The organism is Paraprevotella clara YIT 11840, from assembly GCF_000233955.1.
In the GTDB taxonomy this organism is placed as follows: Bacteria; Bacteroidota; Bacteroidia; order Bacteroidales; family Bacteroidaceae; genus Paraprevotella; species Paraprevotella clara.
Genome location: NZ_JH376595.1, coordinates 44,436 through 67,008, shown reverse-complemented (window position 1 = coordinate 67,008; position 22,573 = coordinate 44,436). Strand labels below are relative to the sequence as shown.

The window sequence follows — 22,573 nt, the reverse complement described above, 5'->3', positions numbered from 1 at the left end:
GTTTTGCCCCTCTTCGTGCAGCGAAAAATTCCCATTTCGGGCGGATTTTTTCCACGACATGCGGAGTACCCGGAATTTATATGAGGAAAGAAATTTTTCGTTTGGCTGCAAACGATTTTTTTCTTTCCTCAAAGTAAATGAATATATACTGCATAAAACAGTAAAAACGACACGGAAATTGCATACTTATACATTCCTGTCTTTTTAGATTCTCCTAACCGCTGTCTTTTGAAACTACTGATTTAGAGCTGAAAGTAGCAAAATGTCAGAATCATCATTTCAAATCCGCCCGATTATACTTACCTTTGTTCCTTAGAAAAGAATCGAGGGAACAATGGAGATAGCAATCATTGGCGGAGGAGCGGCCGGCTTCTTTCTGGCCGTCAACCTGAAAACATTCGCGCCGCAGGTGGAGGTCACGGTATTCGAAAGGCAGGCGGATGTATTGAAAAAAGTACTGGTCTCGGGCGGCGGACGCTGCAACCTGACCAATACTTTTGAAGGTGTGACAGACCTGAAACAGGTCTACCCCCGTGGGCACAAGCTCTTGAAGGGGCTTTTCAAACAGTTCGGGCACCGGGATGCCTGCCGATGGTTCGAAGCGCACGGCGTGCCGCTCGTCGCGCAAGACGACCATTGTGTGTTTCCGGCCGCACAAGATGCCCGTGCCGTAGCCGGTTGCCTGAAAAGCCTTGCTGCGGAATTGGGGGTCACGGTGAAAACCTCCCACCGCGTAGAAACCCTCACGCCCTGCGGCGGGAAGTATGAAATCACTTTTCAGGATGTGCGCCAAGGCCGTCTGCTATTCGACCGCGTGGCCATCACAACCGGCGGTTCACCGCGTGGCGAAAGCTTCGCTTATCTGGAACGGTTGGGGCATCGTATCGAAACGCCCGTCCCTTCGCTCTTTACGTTCAACATCGCCTCCCCAGCACTGCGCGGGCTGATGGGCACTGTGGTAGACCCGGCATTGGTCGGCATCCCCGGTACCAAATTCAGGCATTCAGGCGCGTTGCTCGTCACCCATTGGGGCATGAGCGGCCCGGCCATCCTGAAATTGTCTTCCCATGCCGCCCGTTTCATACAGGAGAAAGCTTACCGCTTCCCCATTTTCGTCAACTGGACAAACGACCCCCACAGCGAAACCGTGACCGGCATCCTACAAAACATGGCGCAACGCCACCCGCAAAAGAAAATCTCCGGCTTGCGCCCGTACGACTTGCCTGCGCGGTTATGGCATTACCTCATCGGTAAATCCGGCATCGCTCCCGACCGGAAATGGAACGAATTGGGGCACAAAGGGCTTTGCAAACTGGCCGACACGTTGTGCAACGACCGCTACGACGTGGACGGCAGGAGTACGTTCCGCGAAGAGTTCGTCACGTGCGGAGGGGTGAGCCTCGAATCGGTGCAACGGCAAACGCTGGAAAGCAAGACCTGCCCCGGACTTTACTTTGCAGGCGAAGTGCTCGACATCGACGGCGTGACCGGAGGATTTAACTTTCAGGCCGCATGGACCACGGCATACACCGTGGCGCGGGCCATCGCGGAAAACGCGGTACAAAAACAGCCCGTCCCGTAGGAGGCGTCATAACCTCGACCCTACGGAACGGGCCCATCAAGGTAAAGTCAAACCGGAACGTCCATCCCCCACCGAAAGACAGTCCGTATATCGACCGGCTCACATGCTATTGCAAACGGAACGTAAACGGCAAAACATAGCGCACAGCCACCGCCTTCCCGTCCTTCTGTCCCGGTGTCCATTTCGGCATTCCGCTTATCACACGGAAAGCCTCGTCGACAAACAGTCGCAACATTTCTTTGGGTGCCGGACTGCCGTCCATCTTCTTCGCATAACTTTTCTCCCCCGCTTCGATACGGCACAGGCTCCCGTCCGTGTCGATGACAAAACTACAGAATACGCGTCCCGTCACACCGTTCTTCAAACATTCGCTTGGGTATTTCATGTTATGCGCCACATACGCCATACACTCGGCATCACCTCCCGGAAACATCGGCTTAACGTCTACCACGTCATACACATTACGAGGCAGGACCTTGGCACTTTTCAACCTCAAATAATAAGACGCTGAATCTTTCCCTTCAGTTCGGGCAAGCTCCGCCTCCTTGAACTCCACACGGTCTGGAAGGCCATTCCGGGGTGCCATCGCTTTCACCACAATACCTTCGGACATCCTTTCCGAAGAGGCAACGGCCGAATCTGCCTTCGCCACAACCGAAGAAGGCTTGGAGGCTTTCACCTCTGAGACTTCCGCTTTGGAAGCCCTTTTTTCCATTTTTAAAGGTTCCGGCTGAACATTTTCAGCCGCGACGGCTTTCGCGGTTGCGGATAAATCCGTAACTTTGACCGCAGAGAGTTGCTCCAACCGGCCGTCTACTCCGTTTACGATCTCCGGACGGGCAAATGCCACTGTGGCAAAAGCCCCCACGGGCAGCAGGTACATGTACTTCAATACCGCCCACTTGTTTGTTTTTTTGTTTGTCATCATCATGATACGTTTTTTAAGTGTACTTTGGGTCAAGCCGTTGGCAAAAGATTGCAGTCGGGCACCGACGGCTTTCCTGATTAAATAAAGTTGATAATCCTTCGCATTGATGCCTTGGCCGAGTACGTAAGCGTCAGCTTGGTACTCATGGATGCACCGCATGTCCATCTCCATCATCCAGACCACAGGGTTGAACCATTGCACGGCTTCCACAGCAAGCATCCACAACGTGTCGTAGGAATGTCCATAAAGCACGTGTGCTTTCTCGTGGACGTATATCGCATGACCGGCCTCGCCATCCAAATCCTCTTCCGACATGACAATACAGTGCATCCAACTGAACGGTGACACGGGACGGGCATGACAATACAATGTGATGCCGCCCTCACGGCCTTCTTTCCACAAACATCCCCGGGAAACAAACCGGTGCATGCGCACCCACTGCCACAACCGCACGGCCAACGACACGGCCACACCAGCAAGATACAGGCCGACCAAAACCATAGGCCAGATGGGTACGGCTTCTTCACTACTCCCGGTATCCGGCATGGCAAGCACATCCGCCTGCTCCAACCGTTCCACCAGCACGGCGTATGTACCTTCGGGCATTGCCGTCTGCCATGAACGGACAGCCCCCCCGAACCACTCTTCCTGTACCAACGGTAACAAGAACGCAGCTACCGACAAGACATGCAATGCCATACGGCTCAAACGATGGTGCTTCTCCCCACGCAACAACAACGTGTAAGGCAGATAAAGCAACGTCAGGCAAAATGCCGATTTGATGATGTAGACTAAAAATGTTCCCATATCATTATATCGAAAAGGTTTCAAATCGTTTTCAAATTCTAATACGTTTGGAATGCCTACAGGCATACACTCGTTCCGCACAGCATCATTGCAGACGGAATGTAAACGGCAAAACATAGCGCGCAGCCACCACCTTCCCGTCCTTCTGTCCCGGTGTCCATTTCGGCATTCCGTCTACTACGCGGAATGCCTCGTCGACAAACAGTCGCAACATTCCTTCGGGTGCCGGACTGCCGTCCATCTTCTTTGCATAACAATCCCTTCTAATCTCGATACTGCACAGGCTCCCGTCCGTATCGACGACCAAACGACAGAGCACGCGTCCCGTTACACCGTTTTCTATACATTTTCTTGGATATTTTATGTTACGCGCCATATACGCCATGCACTCGGCTTCTCCACCCGGAAACGTCGGTCGCACGTCTACCTCATCGTATATCTTGCTGGGCATGACATGGGCTCTCTTCACCATCATATAGCGAGGTGCAGAATCTTTCTCCTTAGTCCGGGCAGGCTCCTCCTCCTTATTCCGGGGTGCCATCGCAGTCACCACAATACCTTCGGACGTCCTTTCCGAAGAGGCAACGGCCGAATCTGCCTTCGCCACAACCGAAGAAGGCTTGGAGGCTTCCCCTCCGGAGACTTCCGCTTTGGAAGCCGCTTTTTCCATTTTTAAAGGTTCCGGCTGAACATTTTCAGCCGCGACGGCTTTCGCGGTTGCGGATAAATCCGTAACTTTGACCGCAGAGAGTTGCTCCAACCGGCCGTCTACTCCGTTTACGATCTCCGGACGGGCAAATGCCACTGTGGCAAAAGCCCCCACGGGCAGCAGGTACATGTACTTCAAGACTGCCCATTTCGTTGATTTTTTGTTACACATCATAGCAATACGTTTTTTAAGTGTGCTTTGATTCAGACCGTTGGCAAAAGATTGCAGTCGGCTGCCAACGGCCTTTTTTATTAGATATAACTGATAGTTCTTCGCGTTGACTCCATGGTTGAGTACGTACTCGTCGGCCTGATACTCATGAATGCAGCGCAAGTCCATCTCCATCATCCAAACCACTGGATTGAACCACTGTACGGCCTCCACAGCCAACATCAGCAGCGTATCGTAGGAATGGCCGTACAGCACATGGGCCTTTTCGTGCATGAGAATGGCTTCGCCGGCATCGCCCTCCAAGTCTCCTTCCCACATCACGACGCTGTGCATCCAACTGAAAGGAGGCATGGGACGGGCATGACAGTAGAGCGTAATACCGTCTGAAAAGCTCTCGCGCCACAGACAACCGCGAGATATCGCCCGACGCATACGGAAGAACTGGTACATACGGACGGACAACGACACCGCCAGACCTGCGAAATAAAGACAGACACACACCAAAGGCCAAACAGGAACATCCGCATCCGGCATAATGACGACCTCCGGCATGAAAAGCTCCGTCCGCCCAAGCCGGTCTATCAATCCGGCATACGCCCCTTCCGGTGCGGCAGACTGCCACGAATGCCACATTCCGCCAAACCACTCCTCCTGCGAAAGCGGGAAAAGGAACGAAGCCGCAAGTATGGCCAACAGGGCCATACGGTTCAAGCGATGCAGCCTTTCCTTACGTAATAATAAGGTATAAGGCAGATAAAGCAATGTCAGGCACAAAGCCGATTTGATGATATAAACCAAGAATGTTCCCATATCCTATATTTTAAACTGTTCCACCACCATGCCCTGTGGACTGCGGGCTACGCGCGCCGGGGCTCATCCCCCTGCCGTTCCACCATCTCAAGCATTTCTTTCAATTCTTCTTCCGAGATACGTTCCTCTTTGACAAAAAAACGAACCAAAGAGGACAACGAACCGCCGAACAAGTCCTCCTTCACCCCGTCCAGCACTTTCCGCGTATATTCCTGTTTCGTAATCAAAGGATAATAACACTGGGTTTTCGTTCCTTTCAGCTTCTCAAATCCCACGTATCCCTTGTTCAACAAAATCTTCATGAACGTGGCTACGGTAGTATAGGCCGGTTTCTTCTCGCCGTACCCCTCAAGCACATCCGAAATGGTGCCCTTCATCGAAGGCAGACTCCAAAGGATATTCATGACTTGCATCTCAGCTTTTGTCAGTGTACCCTGCTTTCCCATTATTTCTAATACTTTAGTTATTGATATGGCAAATGTATATCTAAAGGTTTAGAAAAGCAAATCTACGGAACGTTTTCTGTTCCCAAAATTTCCTTTTTAACTTCTATTTTTAGTAATCAGCCGCCACACGCCATGAAATCCGGCGCAAAATCACTACTTTTGCAGTAGATTACAAGAAAACAGATTCCCATGAGAATAGACATCATTACCGTTTTGCCGGAATTGCTCGAAGGCTTTGTGCGTGAAAGCATATTAGGACGTGCCCAAAAGAAAGGCTTGGTGGAAATCCATTTGCACAACTTGCGCGACTATGCCACGAATAAGTACCGCCGGGTGGACGACTATCCTTTCGGCGGCTTTGCGGGCATGGTGATGCAGTGCGAACCAATAGACCGCTGCATCTCGGCCTTGAAGGCTGAACGGGACTACGACGAAGTGATTTTCACCACACCGGACGGCGAACAGTTCGACCAACCGATGGCCAACACGCTCTCCCTTTGTGAAAACCTCATCATCCTGTGCGGACATTATAAAGGTATAGACTACCGCATCCGTGAACACCTCATCACGAAAGAAGTCAGTATAGGAGATTACGTACTGACGGGCGGAGAACTGGCAGCCGCTGTCATGACAGATGCCATCGTACGTATCGTGCCCGGTGTCATCGGCGACGAACAAAGCGCCCTCTCCGACTCGTTCCAGGACAACCTGCTGGCTGCTCCCGTATATACCCGGCCGGCCGATTATAAAGGTTGGACCGTGCCGGAAATTTTACTTTCCGGGCACGAAGCCAAGATTAAGGAATGGGAACTGCAACAGTCTTTCGAACGCACAAAGGCTTTGCGTCCCGATTTGCTGAAAAAGAAAGACTGACCGTCTGCTTTTTCACTCAGCCCCCTTAAAAAGGAACCGGAAATATTGCCGGATTCATCGCCAAATCGTATCTTTGTCATTCAGTATTTAAATAAATAATGTAATGGGAGAACAAAAACACAACTTGTACGTCATTGCAGGTTGTAACGGAGCCGGAAAAACGACAGCCAGCTTTACCGTACTTCCGGAAATGTTGGATTGCCGGGAATTCGTCAACGCCGACGAAATCGCAGCCGGACTGTCTCCGTTCAATCCCGAAGGCGTAGCCATCCAGGCGGGACGACTGATGATAGAACGCATCATCCACTTGTTGAAAGAAGGCGAAACCTTTGCTTTTGAAACGACATTGGCTACACGGTCTTACGTGAAGCTCATCAAACAGGCACAGAAAAGAGGCTATTTCGTCACGCTGCTCTTCTTTTCGCTGAGCAGTCCGGAACAGGCCGTGAAACGGGTGGCCAAACGCGTAAGCGAAGGTGGACACAACATCCCGCTCGATGTGATTTACCGTCGTTACGACAACGGCCTAAGTAACCTGTTCAACCTCTATATGCCCGTATGCGACTATTGGGCATTGTATGACAACAGCACCTGTCCAGCTAATAAAATAGCCTACGGATGCAAAGACGAGAGTATAACTATTATTGAACCAGCCGTATATGAAAAATTCAAAGACCAATACACCGAAGAAAACGATAATGAGCGAGGATGAGGTTTATGAAATGCAGCGCAAAATCGACGAAGGCATATACCTGGCTCAGAAACGCCTCGTGGAGCGTGCAAAACATAACCATACCACTCTGATTATCGCCCGCGAAGGACAAGTTGTTGAAGTAAAAGCAGAGGAACTCTATCCTATCCGCAAGAATTATCGTCCCCAAATCAGATGACAAAACCCATTTATCCGGAAAACCGTTTGCCGGACGAATGATAAACCAAAAGGCGTATCTTCCATTTATTTCGATAGGAAGATACGCCTTTTTTAAATGAAAAAAGAAAATTCCGTTCTCACCCACGAAAGGGATTTGCATGAATCAGATTTTCCAAGCCAATGCCGCAGCACCTACCACAGCCGCTTGTGCATCATCCATTTGGGAAATCAACATCTTGGCTTTTCCCTTGAATATGTTCTGCACATTAGCATCGTATGCCTCTTTTATCGGGTCCATAATCAGATTACCGGCTTTTGTCAGCCCACCGAAAAACACGTATGCCTCCGGACTACAGAAGGCGGTAAAATTGGCACAAGAGCGTCCTAACAAATCACCGGTAAACTTATATACATCGCGTGCCAGTTGGTCACCGTGCTCAGCGGCAATAGATACGTCTTTCGACGTAATCTCCTCCAACGGGATTTTACGCAACTCCGTGTCGTCTGTACGTTTGGCGAGAAACTCGCGTGCCGTGCGCGCCACGCCCGTGGCCGAACAATAAGTCTCCAAACATCCCTTACGGCCACAGCCACACAAGCGGGCTTCCGGGGTCGTATCCACAATCACATGTCCCAATTCTCCGGCAAACCCGTCACAACCGTAGACCAACTCACCGTTGACTACAATACCGCTGCCCACGCCCGTGCCCAAAGTAATCATGATGAAGTTCTTCATTCCCTTGGCTACTCCGTAAGTCATCTCACCGATAGCCGCAGCATTGGCATCGTTTGTCAAGACCACGGGAATCCCCAATCGTTCACTGAATTTCTTCGCAAACGGGACGATTCCTTTCCACGGCAGGTTGGGTGCCAGTTCGATATTGCCGGTATAATAGTTACCATTAGGCGCACCGATTCCCATTCCCTTGATATTCTGGATGCCGCCCACCTGTTCTATCATCGGAGCCAAAGCGGCACAAGCACTGTCCATATAGACATCCAAATCGTTCTGTCCTTTCGTCCGGATAGACGTCGAAGTCACCACACTTCCTTCCGAATTCACAATGCCGAAAACTGAGTTGGTTCCTCCTAAATCAAGCCCTATTACATAAGGTTTATTTTCCATAGCCATAATGTATATATAAAAGTTAATTATAACAGTTTTCAAAGTTAAGAAAAACAGATGTAACCGCGAAAAGAAAAAAACTCTTTTTCACGAAAAATAAAAAAAGAACGGCCTTTTCTTTATAGTCTCATGAAAAAATGCCAATTTTGCACCTATTATGTGGTTTGAACCGGTTAGTACATTAGATTTAATCATAAAAGGATTGCTCATCGGCGTGGTGGCATCCGCTCCCATGGGACCAGTCGGAGTGCTTTGCATTCAGCGTACACTGAACAAAGGGCGCTGGTATGGCTTCGTCACAGGAATCGGAGCAGCTTTCAGCGACATCATATATGCTTTGATTACGGGATTCGGAATGAGTTTCGTGGTAGACTTCATTGAAAACAAAGACAACATGTTCTACCTGCAGATGGCGGGCAGTATCATGCTCTTCTTTTTCGGATGGTACACTTACCGTTGCAATCCGGCGAAATCCATCCGCCCGACTTCTCCCCGTAAAGGTACGCTGATACACAATATGGTGACCGGTTTTCTGGTCACGTTTTCCAACCCTCTCATCATCTTTCTGTTCGTGGCGTTGTTCGCCCGCTTCACCTTTGTCGTCCCCGACCACGTGGTACAGCAATCTCTGGGTTACTTGTCCATACTCGTCGGAGCCATGATATGGTGGTTCGTCCTGACTTATTTCATAGACAAGGTGCGCAGCCGTTTCGATGTCAAAGGCATCTATTTGCTGAACAGGCTCATAGGAGTGGTTGTCATTGTGGCCTCTATCGTGGGGTTTGCCGTCACGCTGACCGGTTTATCGTTATAAATATATGTATATAGCCCAACAACTTAAAGAAAAAAACATTGCCGAATACCTGCTTTACATGTGGCAGGTGGAAGATATTCTCCGTGCCCACCACTTGGACCCGGATGAACTCAAACAGAACTATCTGGCACAGTTCAGAGCCACGGAGGAAACGGAAAAAGAAATGGAAGAATGGTACAGCCATCTCATCCGCATGATGAAGGAAGAAGGCATACAGGAGGGTGGCCACCTGCAAATCAACCGGAACATCATCCTGTGGCTCACCGACTTGCACAACCAACTGTTGCAGTCCTCCAAGTTTCCGTTCTACACGGCTGCTTATTACAAGGCCTTACCCTACATCGTAGAACTCCGCAACAAGGGAGACAAAAAGGACGTGTCGGAATTGGAAAACTGTTTCGATGCCCTCTACGGCGTGATGTTGCTCCGCCTGCAACACAAACCGATAAGCGACGAGACCGCCAAGGCCGTGGCCGACATCACCAAACTTTTGGCCATGCTGTCCGACTATTACAAGCAGGACAAAGCAGGCGAATTGAAATTTGAATGAACAAAAGGAAACAAACGATATGAAAAATATTTTAGTAACAGGCTGCAACGGCCAACTGGGCAATGAAATGCAGCTTCTGGCTGCCGGTCATCCGGAATTCAATTATTTTTTCACAGACGTGAAAGAGTTGGACATCACCGACGAGAAAGCCGTAAAGTCATTCGTCGGCATGCACGAAATTGACTGTATCGTGAACTGTGCGGCTTACACGGCCGTAGACAAAGCGGAAAGCGACGAAGCGTTCTGCGACTTGCTGAACCATACAGCCCCGGGCTATCTGGCCAAGGCCGTGCATGAACGGGGCGGCTGCATGATACAGGTTTCTACGGACTACGTGTTCGACGGGACTGCACACATTCCCTACCGCGAGGAGGAACCGACATGCCCGGCTACGGCGTACGGCCGCACCAAACTGGCAGGCGAAGAAGCCGTCATGCGGAACTGCCCCGAATCGGTCGTCATCCGCACGGCATGGCTCTACTCCACTTTCGGCAACAACTTCGTCAAGACCATGTTGCGGTTAGGTCGGGAAAAAGAGAGTCTCGGGGTCATCTTCGACCAAATCGGCACGCCGACTTACGCACGCGACCTGGCGGTGGCCATCTTTGCCGTACTGACACAGGATTTCGTTCCCGGAATTTACCATTTCAGCAACGAGGGAGCCATCTCATGGTACGACTTTACCAAAGCCATCCACCGCATAGCCGACATCACCACCTGCAAGGTACGTCCGCTCCATACGGAAGAATATCCCGCACCGGCGGCACGGCCTCATTATTCCGTGCTCGACAAGACCAAAATCAAAGAGACTTATCACATCGACATTCCCTATTGGGAAGACTCGCTGACCGAGTGCATCCAGAAATTAGAACAAAATTAAACCGACGCATCGAAACGTATGAATGAAATAGAAAGAAGAAGGACTTTTGCCATTATTTCCCATCCGGACGCCGGAAAGACCACCCTCACCGAAAAACTATTGCTCTTCGGTGGGCAAATCCAGGTGGCCGGAGCCGTCAAGAACAACAAAATCAAGAAAACGGCCACCAGCGACTGGATGGAAATCGAAAAACAACGCGGTATTTCGGTCACGACTTCCGTCATGGAATTCGACTACAAGGATTACAAAGTGAATATCCTGGACACCCCGGGCCATCAGGACTTTGCCGAAGATACGTTCCGCACGCTGACAGCAGTGGACAGCGCCATCATCGTCGTGGACAGTGCGAAAGGCGTGGAGGCGCAGACCCGGAAACTGATGACGGTCTGCCGTATGCGCAAAACGCCGGTCATTATCTTCATCAACAAGATGGACCGTGAGGGAAAAGACCCCTTCGACCTTTTGGACGAACTGGAACAGGAGTTGCAAATCAAGGTGCGCCCTCTCTCATGGCCCATCAACCAAGGACAACGTTTCAAAGGGGTGTACAACATCTACGAGCAACGCCTCGACCTGTTCACCCCCGACAAGCAAAAGGTAACGGAAAAGGTGGAGGTGGACATCCACAGCGATGCACTGGAAGCTCACGTTGGCCAGGCCGATGCCGACAAACTGCGGACGGACTTGGAGTTAGTGGACGGTGTCTATCCCGAGTTCGACGTTCAGACCTATTTGGAAGCCGAAGTAGCTCCCGTCTTCTTCGGGTCGGCACTGAACAATTTCGGTGTAAAAGAGCTATTGGACTGCTTCGTGCAGATTGCACCCAGCCCGCGTCCGACGTTGGCCGAAGAGCGCACGGTCAGGCCGGAAGAGCCGAAGTTCAGCGGTTTCATCTTCAAAATCACAGCCAACATCGACCCTAACCACCGTTCATGTATCGCCTTCTGCAAAGTATGTTCCGGTAAGTTCGTGCGCAACGCGCCTTACTTGCATGTACGCCAAAACAAGACGCTGCGCTTTTCTTCGCCCACACAGTTCATGGCACAAAAGAAAAGCACGATAGACGAGGCCTGGCCCGGCGACATCGTGGGACTGCCGGACAACGGCATATTCAAGATCGGCGACACACTGACCGAAGGAGAGATGATACATTTCCGCGGACTGCCGAGTTTCTCTCCCGAAATGTTCAAATACATCGAGAATGCCGACCCCATGAAGACCAAACAGTTGAACAAGGGTATCGAACAGTTGATGGACGAGGGCGTGGCACAGCTCTTCGTCAACCAGTTCAACGGACGGAAAATCATCGGTACGGTAGGACAATTACAGTTTGAAGTGATACAATACCGTCTGGAAAATGAGTATAATGCCAAATGTCGTTGGGAACCCGTCAGCCTGTACAAGGCGTGCTGGATAGAAAGCGACGACGAGGCACAATTGGAAGCCTTCAAAAAGCGCAAGTATCAGTTCATGGCCAAGGACCGCGAAGGCCGCGACGTTTTCTTGGCCGACAGCAACTACGTGCTCCAGATGGCCCAGAACGATTTCGAGCACATCAAATTCCATTTCACGAGCGAATTTTAAAGTTTAAACCGGACAAACGGACATGAATAAAGAAGAAGACATCAGACAGGCGGTAGAGGTCATGCGCCGGGGCGGCGTCATCCTCTACCCTACGGACACGATATGGGGAATCGGCTGCGATGCCACCAACGAAGAGGCTGTCCGTCGTGTGTACGACATCAAGAAGCGCGACGACAGCAAGGCACTCATTTGCCTGGTAGACTCCGACCACCGGTTGCAGCGTTACGTAAGCGATGTGCCCAACGTGGCTTGGGACTTGATAGAATATGCCACCCGTCCGCTCACCATCATTTTCGACAAGGCCAAGAACCTGGCCCCCAACTTGCTGGCCGAAGACGGCAGTGTAGGCATCCGCGTCACCCGTGAGGAATTCAGCCGCCAGTTGTGTTACCGTTTCCAGAAAGCCGTCGTGTCCACCTCGGCCAACGTGAGCGGCGAGCCTTCGCCGGCTTGTTTCGACGACATCAGCGACGAAATAAAAAATGCGGTAGACTACATTGTACAAAGCCGCCGGAAGGAAAAAACGAAAGCCGTTCCCAGCAGTATCATCAAACTGGGTTCGGACGGCGAAGTAGCCATTATCAGGAAATAAGCAGAAAAAATCATGTACGCGGTAAAAAGGAATTTCACATTTTTCGAACGCTTGTTCATCTGGCGACGGATGAACTTCAGCGAACAGAAATTCATTCTGATGATTAGCTTTGTGGTCGGTGTGCTGACCGCTTTCGCCGGTCTCTTCCTGAAGTGGCTCATCCATCAGATACAATACCTCCTGACCTACCGTTTCGACGCCACCGGTTCCAACGCCCTTTATCTGGTGTATCCCGTCATCGGTATTTTCCTGACGGGACTGTTCGTCCGCTACGTCGTAAAGGACGACATCAGCCACGGTGTCACCAAGATTCTCTTTGCCATCGCACGCAAACAGAGTAAAATCAAGGCGCACAACACATGGTCGAGCGTCATCGCCAGTGCCATTACCATCGGGTTCGGAGGTTCCGTAGGAGCAGAAGCCCCCATCGTGCTCACCGGTTCGGCCATCGGTTCCAATCTCGGACGCCTGTTCCGCATCAACAGCAAGACACTGATGCTTTTGGTGGGTTGCGGAGCGGCGGGTGCCGTGGCAGGCATCTTCAAAGCCCCGATTGCCGGGCTTGTATTCACCCTCGAAGTCCTCATGATAGACCTCACGATGGGAGCTTTGCTGCCTTTGCTGATTTCATGCGTGACGGCCGCCGGAGTGACATTCGCCGTATCAGGTACGAACACAATCTTTGAATTCCACCTGCAAAACGGATTCGCCGTAGACAAAATACCGGCCTACATCCTTTTGGGCATCTTCTGCGGACTGGTATCGCTTTATTTCACCCGCACGATGAACTCGCTGGAAGACATCTTCCGCAAATATTCCAATCCTTACGTCAAGCTCCTCATCGGCGGAGCCACGCTGAGCATCCTCATCTATCTTTTCCCTTCGTTGTACGGAGAAGGCTACGACCTTATCAACCTGCTGCTTAACGGAAACAGCGCGAAAGACTGGGACACGGCGATGGACAGTTCGTTGTTCTACGGACACGGCAACCTGTTGTTGCTTTACCTGGCGTTGGTGCTTATCTTCAAAGTCTTCGCCTCCACGGCCACCAACGGCGGCGGCGGTTGTGGCGGTATTTTCGCCCCCAGCCTGTTTTTGGGTTGTATCTCAGGCTTTATTTTCGCCCGCCTTTGGAACTTCTACCGTTGTCTGGGCATTTACTTGCCCGAACGGAATTTTGCCATGATCGGCATGGCGGGACTGATGAGTGGCGTCATGCACGCCCCGCTGACAGGCATATTCCTTATCGCGGAACTCACCGGAGGCTATCAGCTATTCATGCCCCTGATGATTGTATCCGTCTGTGCCTACCTGACCATTATTTCTTTCGAGCCCCACAGCATCTATTCCATGCGTTTGGCCAAAAGAGGCCAGTTGCTCACGCACCATAAAGACCGTGCCATACTCACGCTGATGAGTCTCGACTCGGTCATCGAGAAATACGACGAATACCTGTATCCGGACATGGATTTGAGCGAATTGGTAAAAACCATCTCGGCTTCGCGCCGCGACGTGTTCCCGGTGGTGGACCGCCAGCACCGTCTGGTGGGTATCATCTATCTGGACGATGTCCGCCCCATCATGTTCCGGCAGGAATTGTATCACCGTTTCCAAATCGGCCAACTGATGAAAGAGCCGGTGGCCCGCCTGAACATCGACGACTCCATGGACGTGGTACTGCTCACGTTCGACAAGACGCAGGCCTGGACGCTTCCGGTAGTAGACACGGAAGGCACGTTCATGGGCTTCATCCGCAAGTCGCACGTGCTGACCCTTTACCGTAAGACCCTGGCCGACTTATCCGACGACTAAAAACTAAAGACATGAAAAAAAAAGAAGATTTGAGAATTGTATATATGGGCACGCCGGAGTTTGCGGTGGAGAGCCTGAAGTGCTTGGTGGAAGGAGGTTACAACGTGGTCGGCGTCGTCACCATGCCGGACAAACCGATGGGCCGTCATCAGGACGTACTGCAAGCCAGTCCCGTGAAACAGTATGCCGTGGAACACGGCCTGCGTGTCTTGCAACCGGTTAAGCTGAAAGACGAAGCCTTTGTGGAAGAACTCCGCTCCCTACGTGCCGACCTGCAAATCGTGGTAGCTTTCCGCATGTTGCCCGAAGTGGTGTGGAACATGCCTCCCATGGGCACATTCAACCTGCACGCGTCGTTGTTGCCGCAATACCGTGGAGCCGCCCCCATCAACTGGGCCGTCATCAACGGCGAAACGGAAACGGGCATCACCACGTTCTTCCTCAAACATGAAATCGACACCGGCGAGGTCATCCAACAAGTGCGCATCCCGATTGCGGACACCGACAATGTGGGCGTGGTGCACGACAAACTGATGGAACTCGGCGGCCGGTTGGTGGTGGAGACGGTAGACCATATACTGACAGATACCATCCACCCCATACCGCAAGAAGAGATGGCGGTGAAAGGCCCCTTGCACCCGGCTCCCAAAATCTTCAAGGAGACGTGCAAGATGGATTGGCAAGGCCGGCCGCTCAAACCGTTGTACGACTTCGTACGGGGCTTGTCGCCTTATCCGGCAGCCTGGAGCGAGATGAAGGACGAAGCCATAGGCAAGGTTTATACCCTTAAAATATACGAAACGGAGAAAGAGCCGTGTGTGTGCCACGAACCGGCGGGCAAAGTGGTCAGCGACGGAAAGACCTATCTGAAAGTGGCCGTCGACGGAGGCTACCTCCGCCTGAAGGAAATCCAACTGACGGGCAAGAAAAGGATGCGCATAGAAGACTTCCTGCGGGGCTTCCGCATGCCGGAAAATCTCCTCATGCTATAGAATCCGTAAAGGAAATTCAACGCCCGAATCGTTCGCCGCAGAACGGAAAATCAATCTCAGGAGATTGAAAAATCGTTCGCCTGAGATTGAAAAATCGTTTGGCGCAGAAAAAAATAACGCCTTGCAGAGACTGTCATACCCCCTGCAAGGCGTTACTTATTACACTGTTTCTCAATTATTTATCCATTTAAAGCCCAAATATCCCCACGGCTTGGTTTTGTAAATCATTCGACAGGCCATCCATCGCCATACATGACCGGCTCGGGCTATCAGGCATTTGTCTTCCGGTAACTCCACACGGCTACTCCGGCAAACACCGACATGAAACACAGCATCTTGCCGAACTGCGGCCACAAGTCGGTCAGCCCGCACCCCTTCAGGAAAATCATACGCATGACCTGAATAAAATAGGTCAACGGATTGAAAGCCGCTATCCACTGCGCCCAGTCCGGCATGCTGCGCACGGGGGTGAACAGGCCGCTCATCAGGATGAATACCATCAGGAAGAAAAACATGACGAACATGGCCTGCTGCATCGTGGCGGAATAATTGGAAATAATCAGTCCGAAACCCGACATCGTAAGAATGTAGATGCACGAAAAGAAATATATCAGCCACAAACTGCCTGACGGCACAATGCCGTAGAGCACGGCGGACAACACCAAGCCGATGGACAGGACCACCAGCCCCACAATCCAGTAAGGCACCAATTTAGCCAGGATGAACACGAACTTGTTGAGCGGCGTGACGTTCAACTGTTCAATCGTGCCCACCTCTTTTTCGCTCACGATATTCAATGCAGGAAGAAAGCCGCAAAGCAACGTCAGCATCATGATGAGCAAAGCCGGTACCATGAACACTTTATAATTCAAATGCGGATTATACAAGTTAAGTACGGACAAACGGGCCATACCCGTGCCTCCCAATTCCTGATTCACGAAATCGTTTACCACCGTAGAAAGGTAAGAACTGCCCAGTCCGCCCTTGGTTCCGTTGATGGAATTGGCCGAAATCTGAAGTTCCACGGGGCACCCCGTGCCCAGCGATTTGGCAAAGTCACGCGGAATCTCCAGAATGACATCCGCCTCTCCGCGCTCCACGCTCTCCAATGCACGGCCGTAATCCGGTGCGTTCTCCACTAAATTGAAATAATCCGTAGAGGCCACTTTCTCCACCAGACGGCGCGACAAGGCAGAATGGTCCAGGTCTACCACAGCCAAGTTGTTGTACTTGATTTCAAGATTGGCAGCCCACGGCATCAGAATCATCATCATGCAGGGAAACACCAAAATGAGCCGGGGAATGATGGGATTCCTCCGCATTTGCTTGAACTCCTTTTCTATTAAATATTTCAGTACCATAAGTTTTCCTTTTTTACGTCCGTATTATTCCAGCCGCTCCTTGAACTTCTTTAAGCTCAGCCCGATGAGCAAGGCTGCCATGCCGGACAGTATCAATGCCTCATGCCATACGGCGGCCATGCCCAAGCCTTCTATCATCACCTTCTTTACGGCCTGTATGTACCACCTTGCCGGAATGATATTGGAAATCCACTGCAGGACGGCTGGCATGCTCTCTATGGGAAAAATCATGCCAGAAAGCAACATGACAGGCATCATCAGTCCCATACCCGACACGATCATGGCCGCCACTTGGTTTTGTACCACGCATGAAATGAGCAATCCCAAAGACAGAGCCACCGCAATCAGAAGGAGGCTCAGGAAAGACAGCGTCCAGAGGCTTCCCTCCACCGGCACGTGCAGCACGTAGACCGACAGCAGCAATATCGTGGCCAGATTGACGCAAGAAAGTACCAAGTAGGGTACGGCCTTGGCCAGAATGATAAAAATAGGCCGGATGGGCGACACCAACAGGACTTCCATCGTACCGGTCTCTTTCTCTCGTACAATGGAAATGGAAGTCATCATCGCACAAATCAGCATCAGTATCAACCCCATCACGCCGGGTACGAAATTGTAGGCGCTCTTCATCTGAGGATTGAACAAGAGATGGGTCTGCACGATAGGGCTTGATTGCGTCCCTGATTGCAAGGCTTGCCCGACAATGCCCTGCACGTAACCGGCCATCATGTTGCCCGTGTTCGGATCCGTGGCATCCACCACCAGTTGTATGCCTGCCTCTCCCGTCGACAGATTGGCATCGAAATCCGGAGTGAAGGCCACCACAATGTCCGCTTCATCATGCCGGAACACGGTTTCGATGTCGGAGGCCGAAGACAATTCTTTCACGACCGAAAAATAACGGTTTTCGTCTATCCGCTCCGTAATGCGCGTGGTGACGGCGTCTTTCGACGGATCGAGCACGGCCACGCGGCTGTGGTTGAGTTCGGTGGTGATGGCAAAACCGAACAAAATGATTTGCAACACCGGCATGCCCAACAAAATCAACATCGTCCGCCGGTCGCGGAAGATGTGGAAAAATTCTATCTTGATAAAAGCCCAAAACTGTTTCATCTTTATTGAATAATTTACTCACGCTCGGCAGACACCGAACAAGTTCGGTCTGCGCTCTCTTACCCGCAAATTTCTGCATTACGTGTGGCCTCACGGGCCAAACGGTGGAACACTCCGTCCATGTCTTTCTCGCCGAAAGTACGCTTCAAGCCTTCGGGCGTATCCAATGCCCGTATCTTCCCGTCCACCATGATGGACACGCGACCGCAAAATTCGGCCTCATCCATATAGTGCGTCGTGACGAAGATGGTGATACCCTGGTCGGCTGCCTGATAGATCAGTTCCCAAAACTGGCGTCGCGTCTTAGGGTCGACCCCTCCGGTCGGTTCGTCGAGGAACACGATGTCCGGACGGTGGAACGTGGCCACGGAGAAAGCCAACTTTTGTTTCCACCCCAAGGGCAACGATTTGACCATCGTGTTCCGCTCCGCTTCCAGTCCCAACGTATGCAGCACTTCGTCCGTGCGACGGGCTATCACCTCGTCCGAGAGTCCGTAGATACCGGCAAACAGGCGAATGTTTTCCCACACCTTCAGGTCGTCGTACAACGAGAATTTCTGACTCATATAACCGATATGTTTCTTGATTTCTTCCTGCTGGGTGTTGATGTCGAAACCGGCCACGCGCCCCGTGCCCGACGTGGGATAAGACAGGCCGCACAGCATGCGCATGGCTGTGGTCTTGCCTGCCCCGTTCGCCCCGAGGAAACCGAAGATTTCGCCCTTCCCCACACGAAAGGAAATGTGATCTACAGCCGTGAACGTCCCGAACCGTTTCACCAAATCGTGCACCTCGATGGCACATTCCGACCGGGCTCCGGCCGGTTCGCGTTGCAACCCCGGCGGACACAGGATGTCGGCAAACCGTTCCAACATGACGGCGGGGGTATCTATCCCCTTGACCGCACCGCCGTAGAGGAATGCCATACGGTCGCAACTCCGGATCTCGTCGAGATAAGGCGTAGAGACGATGATGGTGATACCTTCCCGCTTCAGCCGCCGCAACATTTCCCAAAATTCCTTACGCGAGACAGGGTCGACTCCCGTGGTCGGCTCATCCAACAACAAGACCACCGGTTTATGAATCAACGCACAGCTCAACGCCAGTTTTTGTTTCATCCCGCCGGAGAGTTTCCCTGCTCGGCGGGTTTTGAACGGCTCGATCTGCTTGTATATGTCTTCCACCAGATGGTAATTCTCACGTACGGACGTACCGAACAGCGTGGCAAAAAAGTTCAGGTTCTCCTCCACCGTCAGGTCGGGATACAGGGAAAACCGGCCCGGCATATAACCGACGCAAGCACGCAGCTTGCGGTAGTCCCCCACAACGTCCAGCCCGTCCACCGTAATCCGCCCGCTCTCCGGACACAGCAAAGTGGCCAACATACGGAACAGCGTGCTTTTCCCGGCTCCGTCCGGTCCTATCAGTCCGAAGATTTCTCCGGGCCTGACCTCGAAAGAAACGTCGTCCAAAGCCTGCACGCTGCCGTAATGTTTGGACACGCCCTCTACCTTCACAATGGATTCCATGACACCTTAGTTGAATTTGACTTCGCCATACATGCCCAACTTCAGCAAGCCGTCGTTTTCCACGGCTATTTTCACGGCGTACACCAGATTCGCCCGTTCGTCACGCGTCTGTATGGTTTTAGGCGTAAACTCGGCCTGTCCGGATATCCACGTGATTTTTCCCTTGTATTCTTTGCGGTCTTCCGCCCCGTAATCGGCATAGACTTTCACCGTTTGCCCCAGTTTTACTGTAGAGAGTTGGTCGCCGCTCACATACGCCCGCAAAAAGACATGCTTCATGTCCGCCACTTTGAACAAGGGTTTGCCTTGGGCCGTCACTTCGCCCCGTTCCGCATACTTCGTCAGCACCGTACCGGAAATGGGACTGACGATACGGCATTTCTCCAGTTGGTCTTCTATCTGCCGTATCTGTATCTCTGCGGCATCCCCTTCTTCCGTCACGCCTTGGTTGCCGAGATTCAAAGTAGACAACTGGGCTTCCAACTGCTTCTTCAGCACGGCCAGTTGCGACTCCACATCGTCCACCTGCTTTTGTGTACCGGCATTCTGCGCCAACAGATTCAGGCTGCGCTTTCTTTCCAGTTCGGCCTTTGCGATCTGTTCCCGAGTGGCCGCCACCTGCTTGGCCACGTCCGCCCTACGGCTACCGATGGAACGTACTTGGGCTTCCAGTTGGCACTTCTTCAGGTAAAGCTGTATGGAATCCACATATCCCACTTGTTGCCCCTGCTCCAACAAATCACCTTCTTCCAGATTCAACGCCATGATTTTACCGTTGGCTTCGGACGATACGATGACTTCCGTGGATTCGAAGATTCCGGTAGCGTCGAAATCCGTGTCTGTCCCGCTACACGCCGCAAGCAATCCCCACAAGGCCACGCCGCAAATGTCCCGGGCTCCCCGTTTGAATCCATACCCCGTCTTTCCCACGGCGACTGGACTGTCCAGCCCGCCCCGCCATAACTTATTCCAAATGTCCATATTCATTCTGTTTTTAATGATTCATCGTATATTTGATATCATATAAGGCTTGCAAGCGTTGTATCTCGTGCAAGGCCTTGGTCTGCTTGGCCTGATCTTCGGCCGTCACTTCGCGCAACATTTCCGTCACGGTGAGCGTGCCGTTCGCGACCTTGGCTTCGGCCGACTTCCGGATATTGGTGCGTAACCTTATCAACTCATCGTCATTCTTCATCAAGGTATCTATTTTCTCCACCGTACGCCACTGCTGCGCCGTTTCCATACGGTTGTTCAACCGGAATACCGCCTCCTGCACGTCGATGTCGTCGCGACTTGCAGCCAACAGTCTTTTGTCGTTCTTCCGCGTGTACAAGTCGCTGATGTTCCAACTCAACCGCACACCGGCTATATAATAAGGCTCGAATCCGCCCTTCAGCATATTCAGTCCGGGGTCGCCGTAAGCCCCTTGTGCGAATACTCCCAATTTGGGCATATAACGGGCAGTCAAACCTTTCTCCTGCACGGACAACTGCTGCCGCTGCGATTCGTAAAGCGATAATTCCGGCCTACGGTTTTCTTCCAACGGCTCCACGGTGACGGACGGCTTGACCAACCGTTCCGCATCAATTCCTTTCCGACCGGTCAGCAGTCCCAGCACCTCGGCATACGCTTTACGATTGACACGTAGCTCACTCTCTGTCTGCCGGGCATTCAACTGTTCCACCGCTACGGCATCCAAATCGGCCTGATTGGCTACCCCTTGCTGCATGCACGCACTCACCTGGCCATGGTTACGTGCCAACTGGGCTTGCAACAAGGCGTTCTGTGCCAACTGGGCGTCTATGAGCAACATGCCGAAGAATAATTGGTTCACCCGGTCGTTCAACGCATAAAGGTTTACTTCCAGTTGTCCTTTCTGCACATCGGATTTGGCCCGGGCCTCCTCTTTACGGTTACGTACGACTCCTCCGTCCCAAACCGTCTGGTTCAGTTCCAATACCAGTTGATACTGGTCGTTGTCCAAACCGAACTCTACTCCCGGAATGCTAAAGGGCATCTTCGTCACGTCCGACTGGTATGAAGCCTTTCCCGAAAAGCTCAGTTGGGGAAAATAGCCTTTCGCCGCATTCTCCACAGTGAAATCCTTTGTACGCTCAATCAAATCGAACTGCCGCACCAAAGGATAATTCTCCCGTGCTGCACGGTAACACTCTTCCAAAGTCAGTTGAGCCGACACCGTCCCACAAACGGCACACATCCCTACGGCCCATACGAAAATCCGTTTCATATCCTTCTTTATTTCCTAAGTCTGCTTAATATCATTTCAATGTTCTCTGCCCGTCGCTGCAAGATGAACTGCCGCACGTCTTCCCGGTCTAAATCGAATGCCTGTTGGACAAGCGACTGTCCCACAAAAGACATTACATTCAGCGAGAAGATGGAAAACATCAGGTCGGCCGTCCTTATGGGACGTACCTCGCCGCGCTTCACGGCTTGTTCCAATCGTCTTTTCACATTTTGCAACGTGTTCCGCACCGCGCTCGACAATACCGGAAGATAAAGCTCTCTGCGCTTTTCATTCAGATGAATCTCGTTCAGAAGAAAAAACGGCAACTTCGGGTTTTCTGCTATAAAATCGAAGTGAGCCCCCATCAAATCTTCCATCTGTTTCAGAAACGGCTTTCCGTCATCCAAGGTAGCCACTAAGGAATGGGCCATCAAATCCACTTTCTCTTGAAAAACCCGTTCGAACAGTTTTTCTTTTGTGCGATAGTAATAATGCAACATGGCGTGCGTTACTCCCGCCTGTTTTGCGATTTCGGTAGTTTTGGCCAGTGCAAAACCTTTGTCCAGAAACTCTGTCTCGGCCGTCTGCAATATCGCTTGTTCCGTATTATCTTTCTTGCTCATAACAACTTTAATGTCTAACAACAATGTTAATTCATGAGCAAAGATAGAGATTTGTATGAAGGATACCATAAAATCTCCGGAAGAAAACTTGTCGTTTAACTAATATTATCACCTGTTAAACCTACGCAAACAAGAGTGGCCACGAACTTTCC

General features: G+C 51.6%; 21 protein-coding genes. 11 read left to right on the top strand and 10 right to left on the bottom strand.

Translation table 11 applies throughout. The annotated features are described in order from the left end of the window. Positions 1 to 334: 334 nt before the first annotated feature. Positions 335 to 1,582, top strand: coding sequence for a BaiN/RdsA family NAD(P)/FAD-dependent oxidoreductase (locus HMPREF9441_RS06155; protein ID WP_008619210.1), 1,248 nt, complete (start codon positions 335 to 337; stop codon positions 1,580 to 1,582). A 106-nt stretch (positions 1,583 to 1,688) separates the two neighbouring features. Here the strand turns inward: HMPREF9441_RS06155 and HMPREF9441_RS06150 are convergent, their stop codons facing one another. From HMPREF9441_RS06150 to HMPREF9441_RS06140, 3 genes are all read right to left on the bottom strand, one after another. Continuing rightward, the gene (locus tag HMPREF9441_RS06150) at positions 1,689 to 3,317 is read right to left on the bottom strand and encodes a M56 family metallopeptidase (RefSeq protein WP_039864990.1); all 1,629 of its coding nucleotides are present in this window, start codon (positions 3,315 to 3,317) and stop codon (positions 1,689 to 1,691) included. 85 nt (positions 3,318 to 3,402) lie between these two features. Next, positions 3,403 to 5,007: a M56 family metallopeptidase gene (locus HMPREF9441_RS06145; protein WP_039864989.1), complete on the bottom strand. Its 1,605-nt coding sequence runs from the start codon at positions 5,005 to 5,007 to the stop codon at positions 3,403 to 3,405. A 47-nt stretch (positions 5,008 to 5,054) separates the two neighbouring features. Continuing rightward, the gene (locus tag HMPREF9441_RS06140; protein WP_008619203.1) at positions 5,055 to 5,453 is read right to left on the bottom strand and encodes a BlaI/MecI/CopY family transcriptional regulator; all 399 of its coding nucleotides are present in this window, start codon (positions 5,451 to 5,453) and stop codon (positions 5,055 to 5,057) included. Positions 5,454 to 5,642: 189 nt separating this feature from the next. Between HMPREF9441_RS06140 and trmD the strand changes: the two genes are divergently transcribed. From trmD to HMPREF9441_RS06125, 3 genes are all read left to right on the top strand, one after another. Next, entirely contained in the window at positions 5,643 to 6,326 is a 684-nt protein-coding gene (gene trmD, locus HMPREF9441_RS06135; RefSeq protein ID WP_008619201.1) for a tRNA (guanosine(37)-N1)-methyltransferase TrmD, read from the top strand. Positions 6,327 to 6,429: 103 nt separating this feature from the next. After that, a complete protein-coding gene (locus HMPREF9441_RS06130) occupies positions 6,430 to 7,038 on the top strand; it encodes a zeta toxin family protein (protein WP_008619199.1) in 609 nt (202 codons plus the stop codon). Then, positions 7,025 to 7,216: a hypothetical protein gene (locus HMPREF9441_RS06125; RefSeq protein WP_008619197.1), complete on the top strand. Its 192-nt coding sequence runs from the start codon at positions 7,025 to 7,027 to the stop codon at positions 7,214 to 7,216. Before HMPREF9441_RS06130 ends, HMPREF9441_RS06125 begins: the two co-directional genes overlap by 14 nt. Positions 7,217 to 7,360: 144 nt before the next feature. Here the strand turns inward: HMPREF9441_RS06125 and HMPREF9441_RS06120 are convergent, their stop codons facing one another. Then, a complete protein-coding gene (locus tag HMPREF9441_RS06120) occupies positions 7,361 to 8,329 on the bottom strand; it encodes an ROK family protein (RefSeq protein ID WP_008619195.1) in 969 nt (322 codons plus the stop codon). Positions 8,330 to 8,480: 151 nt separating this feature from the next. On the opposite strand from HMPREF9441_RS06120, the gene HMPREF9441_RS06115 reads away from it, so the two are divergent. From HMPREF9441_RS06115 to fmt, 7 genes are read left to right on the top strand one after another with little or no spacing between them, the layout of a single operon-like run. Beyond that, on the top strand, positions 8,481 to 9,137 hold the full coding sequence (locus HMPREF9441_RS06115) for a LysE family translocator (RefSeq protein WP_008619193.1): 657 nt from the start codon (positions 8,481 to 8,483) through the stop codon (positions 9,135 to 9,137). Between the two features lie 4 nt (positions 9,138 to 9,141). Beyond that, on the top strand, positions 9,142 to 9,687 hold the full coding sequence (locus HMPREF9441_RS06110) for a DUF4924 family protein (protein ID WP_008619191.1): 546 nt from the start codon (positions 9,142 to 9,144) through the stop codon (positions 9,685 to 9,687). A gap of 19 nt (positions 9,688 to 9,706) precedes the next feature. Further along, positions 9,707 to 10,567: a dTDP-4-dehydrorhamnose reductase gene (rfbD, locus tag HMPREF9441_RS06105; RefSeq protein ID WP_172634922.1), complete on the top strand. Its 861-nt coding sequence runs from the start codon at positions 9,707 to 9,709 to the stop codon at positions 10,565 to 10,567. Between the two features lie 18 nt (positions 10,568 to 10,585). After that, entirely contained in the window at positions 10,586 to 12,151 is a 1,566-nt protein-coding gene (locus tag HMPREF9441_RS06100; protein WP_008619187.1) for a peptide chain release factor 3, read from the top strand. Positions 12,152 to 12,173: 22 nt separating this feature from the next. After that, positions 12,174 to 12,743 (top strand): L-threonylcarbamoyladenylate synthase, encoded by a 570-nt coding sequence (locus HMPREF9441_RS06095; RefSeq protein WP_008619176.1) that lies wholly within the window; start codon positions 12,174 to 12,176, stop codon positions 12,741 to 12,743. Positions 12,744 to 12,755: 12 nt separating this feature from the next. Continuing rightward, entirely contained in the window at positions 12,756 to 14,555 is a 1,800-nt protein-coding gene (locus HMPREF9441_RS06090; protein ID WP_008619174.1) for a chloride channel protein, read from the top strand. 11 nt (positions 14,556 to 14,566) lie between these two features. Further along, complete coding sequence (gene fmt, locus HMPREF9441_RS06085; RefSeq protein ID WP_008619173.1) at positions 14,567 to 15,547, top strand: methionyl-tRNA formyltransferase; 981 nt, start codon at positions 14,567 to 14,569, stop codon at positions 15,545 to 15,547. 269 nt (positions 15,548 to 15,816) lie between these two features. Here fmt and HMPREF9441_RS06080 read toward each other — a convergent pair whose 3' ends face one another. The 6 genes from HMPREF9441_RS06080 to HMPREF9441_RS06055 are packed head-to-tail and all read right to left on the bottom strand — an operon-like array spanning position 15,817 to position 22,421. Continuing rightward, positions 15,817 to 16,908 carry an ABC transporter permease gene (locus HMPREF9441_RS06080; protein WP_008619171.1) on the bottom strand — a complete coding sequence of 364 codons (1,092 nt, stop codon included), beginning with the start codon at positions 16,906 to 16,908 and terminating at the stop codon, positions 15,817 to 15,819. A 24-nt stretch (positions 16,909 to 16,932) separates the two neighbouring features. Then, a complete protein-coding gene (locus HMPREF9441_RS06075; protein WP_008619170.1) occupies positions 16,933 to 18,021 on the bottom strand; it encodes an ABC transporter permease in 1,089 nt (362 codons plus the stop codon). A gap of 59 nt (positions 18,022 to 18,080) precedes the next feature. Further along, positions 18,081 to 19,550: an ATP-binding cassette domain-containing protein gene (locus tag HMPREF9441_RS06070; protein WP_008619169.1), complete on the bottom strand. Its 1,470-nt coding sequence runs from the start codon at positions 19,548 to 19,550 to the stop codon at positions 18,081 to 18,083. Between the two features lie 6 nt (positions 19,551 to 19,556). Next, entirely contained in the window at positions 19,557 to 20,537 is a 981-nt protein-coding gene (locus HMPREF9441_RS06065; RefSeq protein WP_008619167.1) for an HlyD family secretion protein, read from the bottom strand. 7 nt (positions 20,538 to 20,544) lie between these two features. Continuing rightward, entirely contained in the window at positions 20,545 to 21,798 is a 1,254-nt protein-coding gene (locus HMPREF9441_RS06060) for a TolC family protein (protein ID WP_008619165.1), read from the bottom strand. An 8-nt stretch (positions 21,799 to 21,806) separates the two neighbouring features. Continuing rightward, positions 21,807 to 22,421, bottom strand: a complete 615-nt coding sequence (locus HMPREF9441_RS06055) for a TetR/AcrR family transcriptional regulator (RefSeq protein WP_244949648.1) — start codon at positions 22,419 to 22,421, stop codon at positions 21,807 to 21,809. Positions 22,422 to 22,573 lie beyond the last annotated feature (152 nt).